The following is a 12,153-nucleotide window of genomic DNA, read 5'->3' on the forward strand; positions in this document are numbered from 1 at the left end:
TGGACCTTCCAGTGCGGGGGAAGGTCAAGCGAGACCTGCGACACGATGGAGGGCCGGGGTGCGGATCGGGGAGCTCGCCGAGGCTGCGGGCACGACGGCGAAGACGCTGCGGTTCTACGAGGAGCAGGGGCTGCTGCCGCCGGCGGAACGCACAGCGGCCGGCTACCGCGACTACGCCCCCGAAGCTGTCGCGCGGATCGACTTCGTCCACCGCGGCCAAGCCGCCGGATTGACCCTCGCGCAGATCAAGCAGATCCTCGACATCCGCGATCACGGCCAGGCGCCGTGTGAGCACGTCCGGGACCTGCTCGACACGCGCCTCGCGGACATCGAGCAGCAGATCGCCCAGCTCCGCGCTACGGGACACCATCGCCGCGCTCCGTGACGAGGCCTCAGACCCGGAGCCCGAAACCTGCAGTCCCGACCAGGTCTGCCGATACCTATAGCCCTCACCAGCCCGGAGGCGATCCCGCACTATCCACCCTTCTGATCCGGAGGGCCACCAACTGGACGATTGATTCGCTCACCTGCCGCGAATAGCGGCTCTGACCTGTGCAAACGGCTCTCAGGCATTAACTGGCGAAGCGACATGTGCAAAGGCGACGAGTCATAGCAACCGGCGGTCACGTCCTCCGGACCTAGCAGGCCTGCAAAGATCCGGCCATGGGAGAACAGGCGGACCGGTTGGCAAGGGGCGAGTGGTATCTCGACGATGGGGAGCTCCAGCGAAGGCGTCGTGAGTGCTGGATCCAACTCGACTGCTTCAACAGTGCGCGGGCCGAGGACGACGCCACCCGTGCCCAGGTCCTGTTCGAGCTCTTAGGTTCCGTCGGTGAAGGGGTGTTTGTCATGCCCCGGTTCCAGTGCAGCTACGGAGCAACATCTCGATCGGCCAAGACGCCTTCGTGAACGCCAACGCGTTCTTCATGGACGACGCGCTCATCACCGTTGGTGAACACGCGAGGATCGGACCGGGGGCACAACTCATGACGGCACTTCACCCGGTCGATGAGCATCAACGCCGGCGCGAGGGCTGGGAGCGAGCGGCGCCCATCACGATTGGTGGGAACGTGTGGCTCGGCGCGGCAGTCACTGTTGGCCCAGGAGTCACCATCGGCCGGAACTCCGTGGTCGGTGCTGGCAGCGTCGTTCTCAGCGACATTCCCGATCACGTGGTCGCAGTCGGCTCACCCGCGAAGGTCATCCGCACAACCGCGGTCGAGGACGGCTCTCGTTGAGGGCCCCGGCCCCGCAATGCAGATTGCTTCCAGAGTGTCAGGAACGATCGGCGTCGAGCCTGGCTTGGATGTAGGTGGCGTAGTTCGCGGCTGATCCGATGGCGTGCCTTTCGATGGTAGCGGGGGAGTAGCCGAGGACTTCGGCGATGACGGCGGTGGGGCGAGCTTGCTCAGCTCGTGGTGTGCCGAGGCGACCGGCTCGTGCGCCGACGCTGGCTCGGAGTCGACCGGCGATGTAGCCGGCGTCGAGATGCCTGCCGGGGGAGTAGCCGGGGAAGACCCAGTTGCTGTTGGGGTGCGCGGCGGTCTGCTGGTTGTGCGGCTGGACAGCGAGTTGGCGGAACGGCTCGTCGAGCGGTGGGTGTAGCTCGATGTCAGCGGTTCCGCCGAGCCTGATCCTGACGGGATCACCGTGATGTTGACGTCGTCCCAGGTCAGGGCGACGAGTCGCTCGAGTGGCTGTCCGAAGACCAGGAGCAGGATGGCGATGGCCCGGTGTCTGGCGGGCATGTCGGTGTTGTGGACGTGGTCGTCGATGGCCTCGTTCTGGGCTTGGCTGTCGAGCTTGGGGCTCGTGCCGCGGCGGTGGGGCGTGAGCCGAGGTCGGGTCGATCAGTCTGGTCTTGATGGCCCATCCGAGGAATCGGCTGGCGATCCCGCGTGTGGTGGTTCCGCCGGCCTGCCAGGCGTCGAGGTCACCTTGGGTGAGGTCTTCGAGGCGGACTCCACGCGAGCGAGCCAGGTCACGAAGTCGATGGCGACGGTGACGGTCTGCTTGGACCGGAGAAGGTGCCGCGGCTGGTGCCGTCGGCCTCGTTCATCCGGCGCAGGATGTGCCAGCGGATGAAGCGGGTGATGACCTCACGGTCGTCTGGGTGGTTCGAGCCGTTCGATGGCACCGGAGCCCAGTCGCTGAAGCGGTCAAGGTAGAGGTCCTTGCGGGGGAGCGCACCGTGTTCGACTAGGAGCCCGCGTACGTAGTCGCGCGTCCGGGAGGGCGGCAGCGAGTCCAGAAGCTCGTGGGTGACGTTGCGGTGGCCGCGGACCTGCTCGAAGAACGCGCGCACGTGGGGTTGCTTGATCCAGGTCAGACCGCTGTTGGCGCGCTTCATGTTCTTCATCGCTTCCCTGATGGCGACGAGCTCGGGCGCGGTCTGCCCGGTGACCGGGTCGGCCAGCATCGAGTCCACGACGAGGTTCAGCTCGCAGTGCATGCAGCGCCCACCGCGGTAGAGCTCGGCTTCGGCGCCGCAGGCGACACAGTCGATGTTGAGGGTGACACCTGAGCAGGAGCGGCACGTCGGCCTGCCGTCGGTCCGTCCGGGGAGAACACCCTCGTGGCCGCAAGCGCATCGGCCGCGGTGACGCTTGGCGGCCTGGTAGCAGTAGCCACAGATCCGCCCATCTGGCCACCATGCGGAGGTCGGGTGGTGCTCGTTGCAGCGCGCGCACGGATCCGGCCAGGCGGCTGGGTCGCCTGGCTTCCTGGGACGCGCCATCAGTCGTCGGGCTCGTCAGGAACGACGCGGACCCGTCGGGCGATGGGACTGCCGGGCTTGAGGCCGAGGTCCTCGGGCCGCTTGGGAGCGTTGGCCGTGGCAGCGGCGCGCATTTCGACGTAGGGCTCGAAGAGGTCGTTCGGGGTGCAGTCGAAGATGTCACATAGGGCTGCGAAGGTGCGTGCGGGAATCCGGTCGGGAGCCTGGGTGACGAGTCGATGCACCTGGGCGTTGGACAGGTTCACGCCACGCGACTTGAGTAGCGGGATGAGCTCGGTGGTCTTCCAGAGGTTGTGCTCGGCCATCACCTGGCGCAGACGCCAGTGGTAGCCGACGCGTCGTTGCTCAGCCATCGTGACCACCATCCTGGTTGTCGAGTCGTAGGCGCCGGTTGATCATCTGCTGGATCGTCTTCTGTTTGAAGTCCGAGGACACCGATGTGTACAGCGACGTGGTCGAGGCGTGTTGGTGCCCGACCTGCTGCTGGACGAAGAACGGGTCGTAGTCGGCTTCGATCAGGTGCGTCACGTAGGAGTGGCGCAGACAGTGCAGCGTGAGCTCTTGGGGAAGGCCGGCTTGCTCGCGTGCGCGGGCGAAGGCGCGTTCGAAGGTTCGCAGGCTCGCGGCGCCGGCCCGTTCCGAGGGCCAGAGACACCGGGACCGGTCGGCGGTCGGGAAGAGCTCGCGGCCGGCGGGGGAGAGCCAATGCTGGAGAAGGTCGACCACCCAGTCGAACTCCGGTGTGGTGAGCACGGTGCGCCGTCGTGGCCCGGAGCCCCGCATACCCTTGGCCCAGCGCACCTGCACGGCCCCGAAGTTCCGGTACGCCGGGACCTTTGGGTTCGGGCCGAAGTCGACGTACTCCAGCTTGGTCAGTTCGCGCCGCCGGAGCCCGTAGGCGTAGGCGACCTTCAGCGCGGTCGAGTCACGCAGCGCCGGCAGCCACCGCTTGCTGCCCTTGGCGTACTCCGCGTCGACGAAGTCATCGGCGGCGTCGAACAGGCTCTGCATCTCGTGGCGGGTCAGGGCCCGTCGCCCAGTGGGCACGTCGTCGTCTGTGCTGTGACGTGGGCTGTTCCAGTCGAAGACAATCTGCGCCGGGATGTCGTCGAACACTCGGTCGCAGAACGCCACCCAGCCGTACCGGGTATCGCTGACATAACGCGTGAAGGCACGGATGGCAGTGGTGTAGGAACGCAGCGTCGAGACCTTCAGCGGCGGCTCACTGGTGCGTAGGTCGGCGAGGAACTCCTCGAAGTGATGAGCCATCCAGGTCCACGGGTACTCGTTGGCGTGCTCCTGGAATCGCTTCACCATCCGGGACGAGGTCTTGATGTGGGCCGTCGTCAGGCCGCGCGCCAGTTGTTGCGCACGCCAGCCGTCGAGCATCGCTTCGAACACGCGGTCATCAGCCCGCAGCAGCCCGATCGAGTCGTCGAGCAAATAGTCGGGGATCTGTCCAGGAACAAGCTCCACGAGAGCACACCGTACGCGAGAACCTCTCATTAAACGAGAGGAACCGCTGCTGAGCAGCCACGACGCGACGGTCGGGGCGCCCATGGGAACCTGGTCGCGGACGGGGATGGTGGCTGTGACCTGCGGAAACACGTCTCGGCAGCGTGCGACGAGTTCTCGCATCTGTTTGAGCTCGTCGTAGTTGTCACCCGATAACGTACATTATGTCAATACATGTTGGTTTGGGTCCTGCCGTCACGCCTGACGACGGTCCCCCGGGTCGTTGACCTCCCGGATCGCTCGCAGCTCGGCCGGCGTCAGCTCCGACTCGGCCAGCACCTTCTGCAGCACCGCCGTCTTCCCGGCGATGTACGTCTCGATGTCCATGGACGGCGCGTCGGCCAACGCCAGCTTGACTGCTGCGTACTCGTCGCGCAGGTCCGCTCGCCGGCGCAGCACGTCGCGCACGGCCAGGTGGTTGCGCACCGCCAGGCCGCCGGCACGACAGACGTACACGTGCCGGGCCGGCTCGTCATCGGGGGCAAAGAAGGCCTCTCGCCCCTCGACCCCGAGGTCGCCGCGGTGCACGTATCCGTCCGCGACCAACGCAGCAACAGCGCGCTCGATCTCTCCTGCGGCGACGATGACGTCGATGTCCAGGACCGGCTTGGCCACCAGGCCGGCCACCGAGGTCGAGCCGACGTGCTCGATGCGGGCCGAGGCCACTGCGGACAGCGCTGCCTGCAGTGCCGCCTCCACCTGCTTGAACCGAGCTGGCCAGGCGCGGTCGTACGGGACCACCGTGACAGCCGGGCCAGGACCCTCGCCCCTTCCCTGTGGGTCGTCCACGAACGCGCGCACCGCCTCGGCCACCGCCGACGCCGGGGTCGTGAGCACCGGCACGCCGACCTCGACCAGCAGCTCGGCTGCGGGCGCCATGCTCGCCTGGGCCAGCAGGACGACGTCGCTCCGACGCGACAGCTCGGTGGCCGTGCGTGCCACCAGGGCGGCGTACGTCGTCGTGCCCCGCCTCCCACGCGCCCCAGGCGCCCTCAGCCAGGGCGACCTCGATCTCGGGTGGGACTCCCGGGATCGCTGCCGCCTCCTCGTCGAGCAGCATGCGCGTCGGTGCGATCGTCGACTCGACCGCCACGACCACGCCGACTCGGCCGCCCTCGCCGGCGGTCGTCACGGCGCGCCGGGCAGCAGGTCGGTCGACGCGCCACACCTCGGCGCCGCCCGACGGGTCACCGAACGACTCGGCCACGCCGCCGATCGTGGAGCAGGTGCAGACCACCACGGCCGCTCCCCCGGCGCGCAGCTCCCCCAGCCGCGCAGCCACGCGCGCAGCCAGATCGCCCCGATCGACACCGTCGCGGCGAGCATCCTCGAGCAACGACTCGTCGACCACGTGCACCGTCCGCACCCCGGCGTACGGCGTCACCAGGGCGTCGAACGTCGCCACGTGCACCGGGGAGGTGTGCAGGAAGCCGATCGTCAGGGCAGGTCGGTCCACGGCGCCACTCTGTCACCACGAGGCGCCGCGGCAGCCACTCCCCTGCGCCAACGCCGAACAACACAGTCAATCCTGCGAAGTCAAGGCGTCTTGACGCTAGAAGTTCCGTTGAACTTGTCCGACTATGGATAAATGTTCGAAGAAGGTCAGTACTTCGCACCTGTCCACGAGAAGGACGACGGCACCCTCAGCGTGCAGCTGGGCGCCAATCACCCCGGTCTGAACGACCCTGAGTACCGCGCCCGTCGCGACCACCTCGCCACGCTCGCCGCGCGGTGGCAGCCCGGCGACCCGTGCCCGACGGCCGACTACACCGACGCCGAGCACGACGTGTGGCGGGTCGTCAGCGACGTCCTCATGGAGAGCCACCGCACCTACGCCTGCAGCGAGTTCCTGGAGGGCAAGGAGATCCTCGGCCTCCCGACCGACCACATCCCGCAGCTCAGCGAGGTCAGCCAGACGTTGGCTCCCCTGACCGGATTCGGCTACCAACCGGCCGCCGGACTGGTGCCGCTGCGCGCCTTCTACGGCGCGCTGGCCGACCGCCGCTTCTGGTCCACGCAGTACGTCCGCCACCACTCCGTGCCGCTCTACACCCCTGAGCCCGACGTCATCCACGAGGTGATCGGGCACGGCAACACGCTCGCCCACCCCCGCTTCACGGCGCTGTACGAGCTCGCCGGAGCAGCTGCGCGTCGCGTCGAGACCGACGACGCGCTCGAGTTCGTCAGCAAGGTCTTCTGGTTCACGCTCGAGTTCGGCGTGCTGTGGCAGCGCGGCGACCTGCGGGCGTACGGAGCCGGGATCCTCTCCTCCCCCGGTGAGATCCAGGAGTTCCGCGACGTGACCATCCGTCCGCTCGACCTCGTCTCCATGGGCACGGCCAACTACGACATCACTGCCTACCAGGACGTGCTCTACGCCGCGGAGTCGTTCACCCACGTCGAGGACGTGGTGGGCCACTTCTGGGCGACCTGCACCGACGAGTCCATCGCCCGGATGGCCCACATGGCCGTCCGCTGACGGCTCGGACGATCAGCCGGCGGTGGCGGCGGAGAGCTTGAGCGCGAACCCGAGGAAGACCACGCCCGCGGCGGAGGTGACCCCGGCGGTGATCGCCTGCCGGCGGCGGAAGACGTCGGCCAGACGCACGCCGCCGATGATCAGCGCGCTCAGGTAGATCACGCTCGCGAGCGTCGCGAAGGCGCCCAGCACCAGGAAGGAGATCCACGGGCGGGCGTACGTCGGGTCGACGAACTGCACGAAGAACGAGACGAAGAAGAGGATCGCCTTCGGGTTGAGGAGGCTGACCACCAGCGCTCGCCGGTAGGCCACGCCGCTGGTCACCGCCACGCCGCCCGAGGCCTGCTCGACCTCCTCGACGAGCTCGACCGTGGCACGTCCGCGGTGGCGTCGCCAGGCCAGGAACCCACCGCGGATGAGCCCGATGCCCATCCAGCTCAGGTAACCGGCCCCGGCGTACTTGACGACCGAGAAGAGCAGGTCGTGGCTCTGCAGCAGCGAGGCGACACCGGCCGCCGCGCACGTCATCAGGACGGCGTCGCCGGTCCAGACCCCCGCCGCCGCGCCGTACGCCGGACGCGCACCCGAGCGAGCAGCCACCGAGAGGACGTACAACGAGTTCGGCCCCGGCAGCAGGATGATGACGACGAGGCCCACGAGGTAGGTGGGGAGGTCGACGACACCGAGCATGGACGGATTCTCACACGGACTCCCCTACCATCGCCCCATGATTTCCCTCCCCCGTGCGGCTCGAGTGGCCGTCGTCACCCTCGCCGTCGCTGCGCTCACCTCCGGATGCTCCGACGACGAGCCGTCAGCCAGCGGGACGTGTGACTACCCGTCAGCCCAGGCCGCAGCGGTGGAGGTCGATCCCCCGGACGAGAAGCCAGACCTGGCTGACTCCCTCACCGCCACGCTGACCTTCGACCAGGGGCCGGTGACGATCGAGCTGACGCCCGAGCGCACGCCCTGCACCGTCAACAGCTTCGTCACGCTCGCCAAGCAGGGCTACTTCGACGGCACCGAGTGCCACCGCCTGACGACGGAGGGCATCTTCGTGCTCCAGTGCGGAGACCCCACCGCCACGGGGACGGGTGGGCCGGGCTGGACGATCCCGGACGAGGTCGACGGCTCCGAGACCTACCCGGCCGGCACGGTCGCGATGGCGAAGACGCAGGCGCCCGACAGCGGTGGTTCGCAGTTCTTCCTCGTGTACGAAGCCACCCCGCTCCCGCCCGACTACACCGTCTTCGGGCAGATGGACGCCGACAGCGTGGCCGTCGTCGCCGGGATCGCCGACGAGGGGTCCGAGCCGGCAGGAGACGGCGCACCGAAGGAGAAGGCCGTCATCTCCGCGGTCGAGGTCGAGTGACCTGACCGGCCGCCTCAGGCCTGGCGGAACTCCACCGGCTCGCCGATCTGGACCGTGCGGCTGACCGAGCAGAGACGGTCCCGACTCTGCTCCATCGAGCGCTGCACCACCGAGCGCGCGGCGTCGCCGGCCTCGCCCTCGGGGAACTCCAGGTCGAAGGTCAGCCGGAGGTTGGTCATGTGGTTGCCCTGCTCGTCGCGCACCTTGTCGCCCTCGCTGAGCACCTCGAACTTGATCGCCGGGGCGCGCTTGGCGGTGATGAGGTCGACGTCGATGGCGCTGCACCCTGCGATGGCCGCCAGCAGCAGCTCGACGGGCGAGAAGTCCGGGTCGTCGCCACCCGTGCCGAAGTAGGTCTCGCCGCCGCGACCGTTGGTCGCCTTGAAGCGGTTGTGCCCGATCTTGCTCACCTGCACCGCGCGGTGGTTCTCCGCAGGGATGGCCGGGGTCGGGACGTCGAGGCGGGGCGCGTCAGTCATGGGCAGATCATAGTGACCGCTGCTGGGGCCGCGTCACCGCGCTGGCTGCGGGCGTACGCCGTCGGCCGGCAGGTCGAACCAGCGCAGGTGCTCGAAGTCGTCGGAGACGTCGGCCGGGTGTGCGTCGAGGTCCGGACCCTCGCTGGCCGCGAGGAGCGCCGCCGCGTCGGCGAGGTGCTGGGCCAGGAGCTCCACTCCCCCGCGCGCGGCAGCCGTCGGGAAGGTCGGCGTCGGACCGTCGTACGAGATTGCGTGCAGGCTCAGGGGCGGCTCACCCGGGCCGCGCCGGTGCTGCCACCGCCCGGTCGCCGGGTCGAAGAGGTAGTCGCCCAACAGCTTCCAGCCGTCCCGCGCCACCATCCGCACGGCCTCGACGATGTAGTCGGCCACCTCGTCGGAGAGGAAGTAGTTGAGGTTGACCCTCACCCACCCGGGCTTGATGCCTTCGCACCCACCGCTGATCTCCCGCTCGAACTCCAGCGACCGTTCCAGGTCGATGCCGAGCAGCCGGTGGCCGTAGGGTCCGGCGCACGAGCACCCGCCGCGGGCCTGGATGCCGAACAGGTCGTTGAGCAGCGCCACCGCGAAGTTGTGGTGCAGGTAGCGCCCCGACGGGGAACGGAGCGCGAAGGAGACGATGGAGAGCCGCTCTGCCTGCAGGTTGCCGAGGATCTCGATCGCCGGTTCCTGCTGCCACGCAGCCACCGCACGCGCGAGGAGACGTTCCTCGGCCGCCCGTATCACCGGCACCCCCACCGCCGCCTTCAGCTGGAAGACCAGGCCTGCACGGATCGCCTCGATGATCGCCGGGGTGCCGCCCTCCTCCCGGTGCTCAGGGTCGGCGAGGTAGCGGTGGGCGTCGGTGTTGACGTACGACACCGTCCCGCCGCCCGGCACGTCGGGCACCCGGTTGGCGAAGAGCTCGCGGCGCGCCACCAGCACCCCCGGCGTCGAGGGACCACCGATGAACTTGTGCGGGCTCAGGAAGACGGCGTCCTTGTGGGAGCCGGGCCGTGCCGGGTCCCCGTTCATCTCGATCTCGACGTAGGGGCCGGCCGCCGCGAAGTCCCAGAAGCTCAGTGCACCGTGCTCGTGCAGCACCTCGGCGATGCCGTAGGTGTCCGAGACGATGCCGGTCACGTTGGACGCGGCCGAGAAGGAGCCGATCTTGAGCGGACGCTCGTCGTACGCCTCCAGCTCGGTGCGCAGGACCGCGAGGTCGATGCGGCCGTCGGCGTCCTCCGGGATGGTCACGACGTCGGCCAGCGACTCGCGCCACGGCAGCTCGTTGGAGTGGTGCTCGTAGGGGCCGATGAAGACGACCGGGCGCTCATGGGCGGGCACGTGCTGCGAGAAGTGGAACCGGTCCTCGAGCACCGAGGGATGCGGAGTCCCAGGACCCCGATCAGCTTGGCGATGGCCGCGGTGCTGCCCGAGCCCGTGAAGAGGACGACGGTCTCCTCGTCGCCTCCGACGCTGGCGCGGATGATCGCGCGTGCCTCCTCCCGCAGCCGCGTGGTCTGCAGGCCGGTGCCCGACGACTCGGTGTGGGTGTTGGCGTAGGAGGCCAGGACCTCGTCGCGGATGAAGTCCTCGATGAAGGTGAGGGCCCGGCCGGACGCGGTGTAGTCGGCGTAGGTGACCCGGCGCTGGCCGTAGGGGGTCGACATCACGTGGTCCTCCCCGATGACCGCGTCACGCACGGCCCGGAGGAGCGCACCGGCCCCGGACTCCGTGGGGAGTCCGGGGCCGGTGGCGGAGTGCTGGGGCGTCATGCCCCCATCATCACTTGATGATCACGCGAATGCGCTTCTGACCCGTCACGACGTTGCTCGTGTGGCCGGCGACGGCCTGCGCCGGTGCGGCCTTGCCCTCCGGGGCGTTGCCGAGCTGCGCGACGACCTGGTCATTGCGGACCTTCGTGGCGACGTACGTCTTGAGCCCCGGCAGCGACCCCCAGCCGCCCTGGCCGGCGTGGTCGTAGCCACCCCGCACCCACAGCGGCGCCTTCTTGCCCTTGAGCTTCTTCGGCACGGTCAGCGTCATGGTGCGGTAGACCGGGGTGCCCTTGCCCGAGAGCGCTGCACGCAGGGTGACCTTGCTGCCGGCCTTGAGGGTGAGGTCGCCGGTGATGTTGACCCACTTGCCCTTCACCTTGCGGTGCACCTCGGAGACCTTCAGGCGCTTCGCGTCGGTGACGATCTTCGAGTCGGACGTGACCGAGTCGACCGTCACGCCGTCGAGCTCGCTGAGCGACCAGACGAGGTCGGGCAGCTCCCCGACGCCCTCGCTGGTGACGTCGTAGGAACCCAGGTAGCGGTCGGTGTGCTTCAGCTCGTAGGCCTTGCCCTTCGCGTCCTTGCCCTTGATCGACCAGGAGACGAGCGCGTTGCCCTTCGTCATCCCGTCGACGGCGCGGTCGTTGACGGTGGCGAGGTGGTACCACGCGACCTCGCCGGTGAAGAGCGGGACGGTGACCGTCGACGTACCGGCGAAGCTGCGCGAGCCGAAGACGCTCCGGGCGCTGATCACGGTGCCCTTGGGTGCGGCGCCGAACGCGCCGGAGATCCCGGCGTAGCGGTCGTCGGTGATGCTGCCGACGGGGGCGCCCAGGTTGGCGACCTTGAAGGCGGCACCGACCGGGTCGGGCTGCACGTAGACGGCCGACGCCGGGTGGAGCGCCGCGGTGGTGGCCCCGAGGTAGGCGAGCGGGTGGCCGAAGCCGACGACCTCGCCGTCGCAGACCGAGGTGGCCGTGCCGACGCCGGCGTAGTTGACGGTGCCGTAGGAGACCGAGGCCCCGAGGTTGCCGCCGGCCACGATGGTCTCGGCGCCGACCGCGGCACCCGAGCTGGCTCCGGCCAACGGCGTACGCAGGTACTCGCGCCTGGCGACCTTGTCGATGCGTGCGGGGTTGATGCCGCTGACCGCCATCGGCACGGAGAGCCGCTTGAAGCCGCGGGCCGCCTGCGCCTGGGTGACTCCGGCCGAACGGGCCACGGCCCGGGCGTCGGCCCGGTCGAGAGTGACGGTGCTGCGGGAGGCGGCGCCGAGGTAGTCGTCCATCTTCTCGAAGGGCGTCACGCCGGCGATCTGGCTGGGGCCGTAGGAGAGGCCGTAGGCGACAGCGCCGATCAGGCGGCCGTCGGCGGCGTAGACCGGCGAGCCGGACATGCCCTGCCAGATCGACTTGACGCGGTCGATGTCGGGCGAGGTCAGGTCGACCATCACCATGTCGAGACCGGGCGCGATGCCGTCCTCGACGACGCCCAGCACCTCGCCGGTGAACCCGGCGGGGGTGGTGCCCTTGGCGACGGTGAGCCCCGTGACGGCGTCACCGGACTCGAGCTCGGCGACGGGGAACGGGGTGGCGCAGTCACCGCCAGGCGGTGCGGAGCTCGCCGTGTGGCTGCTGGCCAGCACCACGGCGGCTGTGCTCAGCAGCAGGCCAGCGCCCGCCGCGAGGGACGTGATGGAACGTGTCGGTCGGTTCACGTGGCTCATCTCTCTTCTTCCAAGGACAGCGCGCCGAATCGCGCTTGCACAACCTAGGACGTCCAGAGGGCCCGTG

14 protein-coding genes are annotated in these 12,153 nt (G+C 69.0%); 5 read left to right on the forward strand and 9 right to left on the reverse strand.

What is annotated here, in order from left to right:
- Window positions 1–58 precede the first annotated feature (58 nt).
- The 3 genes from E2C04_RS09245 to E2C04_RS20875 all read left to right on the forward strand — a co-directional run bounded on the left by E2C04_RS09245 (window position 59) and on the right by E2C04_RS20875 (window position 1,238).
- Window positions 59–385 (forward strand): heavy metal-responsive transcriptional regulator, encoded by a 327-nt coding sequence (locus E2C04_RS09245; RefSeq protein ID WP_477529285.1) that lies wholly within the window; start codon window positions 59–61, stop codon window positions 383–385.
- A gap of 278 nt (window positions 386–663) precedes the next feature.
- On the forward strand, window positions 664–909 hold the full coding sequence (locus E2C04_RS21970) for a maltose acetyltransferase domain-containing protein (protein ID WP_135832365.1): 246 nt from the start codon (window positions 664–666) through the stop codon (window positions 907–909).
- Window positions 906–1,238, forward strand: a complete 333-nt coding sequence (locus tag E2C04_RS20875) for a DapH/DapD/GlmU-related protein (RefSeq protein WP_275106482.1) — start codon at window positions 906–908, stop codon at window positions 1,236–1,238. The genes E2C04_RS21970 and E2C04_RS20875 overlap by 4 nt, the downstream gene beginning before the upstream one ends.
- 743 nt (window positions 1,239–1,981) lie before the next feature.
- Here E2C04_RS20875 and E2C04_RS18650 read toward each other — a convergent pair.
- The 4 genes from E2C04_RS18650 to E2C04_RS09275 form a co-directional block, all read right to left on the reverse strand.
- Window positions 1,982–2,452 carry a hypothetical protein gene (locus E2C04_RS18650; RefSeq protein WP_202977723.1) on the reverse strand — a complete coding sequence of 157 codons (471 nt, stop codon included), beginning with the start codon at window positions 2,450–2,452 and terminating at the stop codon, window positions 1,982–1,984.
- 284 nt (window positions 2,453–2,736) lie between these two features.
- The gene (locus tag E2C04_RS09265) at window positions 2,737–3,090 is read right to left on the reverse strand and encodes a helix-turn-helix domain-containing protein (protein ID WP_135832366.1); all 354 of its coding nucleotides are present in this window, start codon (window positions 3,088–3,090) and stop codon (window positions 2,737–2,739) included.
- On the reverse strand, window positions 3,083–4,213 hold the full coding sequence (locus E2C04_RS09270) for a tyrosine-type recombinase/integrase (RefSeq protein WP_202977724.1): 1,131 nt from the start codon (window positions 4,211–4,213) through the stop codon (window positions 3,083–3,085). The genes E2C04_RS09265 and E2C04_RS09270 overlap by 8 nt, the downstream gene beginning before the upstream one ends.
- Window positions 4,214–4,447: 234 nt before the next feature.
- Complete coding sequence (locus E2C04_RS09275) at window positions 4,448–5,194, reverse strand: GrpB family protein (protein ID WP_238694218.1); 747 nt, start codon at window positions 5,192–5,194, stop codon at window positions 4,448–4,450.
- Window positions 5,195–5,840: 646 nt separating this feature from the next.
- Here E2C04_RS09275 and E2C04_RS09280 point away from each other — a divergent pair.
- The gene (locus E2C04_RS09280) at window positions 5,841–6,731 is read left to right on the forward strand and encodes a phenylalanine 4-monooxygenase (RefSeq protein ID WP_135832367.1); all 891 of its coding nucleotides are present in this window, start codon (window positions 5,841–5,843) and stop codon (window positions 6,729–6,731) included.
- A gap of 12 nt (window positions 6,732–6,743) precedes the next feature.
- On the opposite strand, the gene leuE is transcribed toward E2C04_RS09280, so the two are convergent.
- The gene (leuE, locus tag E2C04_RS09285; protein WP_135832368.1) at window positions 6,744–7,421 is read right to left on the reverse strand and encodes a leucine efflux protein LeuE; all 678 of its coding nucleotides are present in this window, start codon (window positions 7,419–7,421) and stop codon (window positions 6,744–6,746) included.
- Window positions 7,422–7,458: 37 nt separating this feature from the next.
- Between leuE and E2C04_RS09290 the strand changes: the two genes are divergently transcribed.
- Window positions 7,459–8,103 carry a peptidylprolyl isomerase gene (locus tag E2C04_RS09290; protein ID WP_229721602.1) on the forward strand — a complete coding sequence of 215 codons (645 nt, stop codon included), beginning with the start codon at window positions 7,459–7,461 and terminating at the stop codon, window positions 8,101–8,103.
- A 14-nt stretch (window positions 8,104–8,117) separates the two neighbouring features.
- On the opposite strand, the gene E2C04_RS09295 is transcribed toward E2C04_RS09290, so the two are convergent.
- The 4 genes from E2C04_RS09295 to E2C04_RS09305 are packed head-to-tail and all read right to left on the reverse strand — an operon-like array spanning window position 8,118 to window position 12,086.
- On the reverse strand, window positions 8,118–8,582 hold the full coding sequence (locus E2C04_RS09295) for an OsmC family protein (RefSeq protein WP_135832370.1): 465 nt from the start codon (window positions 8,580–8,582) through the stop codon (window positions 8,118–8,120).
- 33 nt (window positions 8,583–8,615) lie between these two features.
- The gene (locus tag E2C04_RS09300) at window positions 8,616–9,926 is read right to left on the reverse strand and encodes an aminotransferase class V-fold PLP-dependent enzyme (RefSeq protein ID WP_238694506.1); all 1,311 of its coding nucleotides are present in this window, start codon (window positions 9,924–9,926) and stop codon (window positions 8,616–8,618) included.
- The gene (locus E2C04_RS19735) at window positions 9,833–10,357 is read right to left on the reverse strand and encodes an aminotransferase class V-fold PLP-dependent enzyme (protein WP_238694219.1); all 525 of its coding nucleotides are present in this window, start codon (window positions 10,355–10,357) and stop codon (window positions 9,833–9,835) included. Before E2C04_RS19735 ends, E2C04_RS09300 begins: the two co-directional genes overlap by 94 nt.
- Window positions 10,358–10,367: 10 nt before the next feature.
- Window positions 10,368–12,086 (reverse strand): hypothetical protein, encoded by a 1,719-nt coding sequence (locus E2C04_RS09305; protein ID WP_135832371.1) that lies wholly within the window; start codon window positions 12,084–12,086, stop codon window positions 10,368–10,370.
- Window positions 12,087–12,153 lie beyond the last annotated feature (67 nt).

The organism is Nocardioides daphniae, assembly GCF_004777465.1.
In the GTDB taxonomy this organism is placed as follows: Bacteria; Actinomycetota; Actinomycetes; order Propionibacteriales; family Nocardioidaceae; genus Nocardioides; species Nocardioides daphniae.

Excerpts from the sequence above, each read along its gene's own strand:
- E2C04_RS09305 (WP_135832371.1), bottom strand. The coding sequence starts at position 12,086 with ATGAGCCACGTGAACCGACCGACACGTTCCATCACGTCCCTCGCGGCG.
- E2C04_RS09280 (WP_135832367.1), top strand. The coding sequence starts at position 5,841 with ATGTTCGAAGAAGGTCAGTACTTCGCACCTGTCCACGAGAAGGACGAC.
- E2C04_RS21970 (WP_135832365.1), top strand. The coding sequence starts at position 664 with ATGGGAGAACAGGCGGACCGGTTGGCAAGGGGCGAGTGGTATCTCGAC.
- E2C04_RS09290 (WP_229721602.1), top strand. The coding sequence starts at position 7,459 with ATGATTTCCCTCCCCCGTGCGGCTCGAGTGGCCGTCGTCACCCTCGCC.
- E2C04_RS09295 (WP_135832370.1), bottom strand. The coding sequence starts at position 8,582 with ATGACTGACGCGCCCCGCCTCGACGTCCCGACCCCGGCCATCCCTGCG.
- E2C04_RS09265 (WP_135832366.1), bottom strand. The coding sequence starts at position 3,090 with ATGGCTGAGCAACGACGCGTCGGCTACCACTGGCGTCTGCGCCAGGTG.
- leuE (WP_135832368.1), bottom strand. The coding sequence starts at position 7,421 with ATGCTCGGTGTCGTCGACCTCCCCACCTACCTCGTGGGCCTCGTCGTC.
- E2C04_RS18650 (WP_202977723.1), bottom strand. The coding sequence starts at position 2,452 with ATGCACTGCGAGCTGAACCTCGTCGTGGACTCGATGCTGGCCGACCCG.
- E2C04_RS19735 (WP_238694219.1), bottom strand. The coding sequence starts at position 10,357 with ATGACGCCCCAGCACTCCGCCACCGGCCCCGGACTCCCCACGGAGTCC.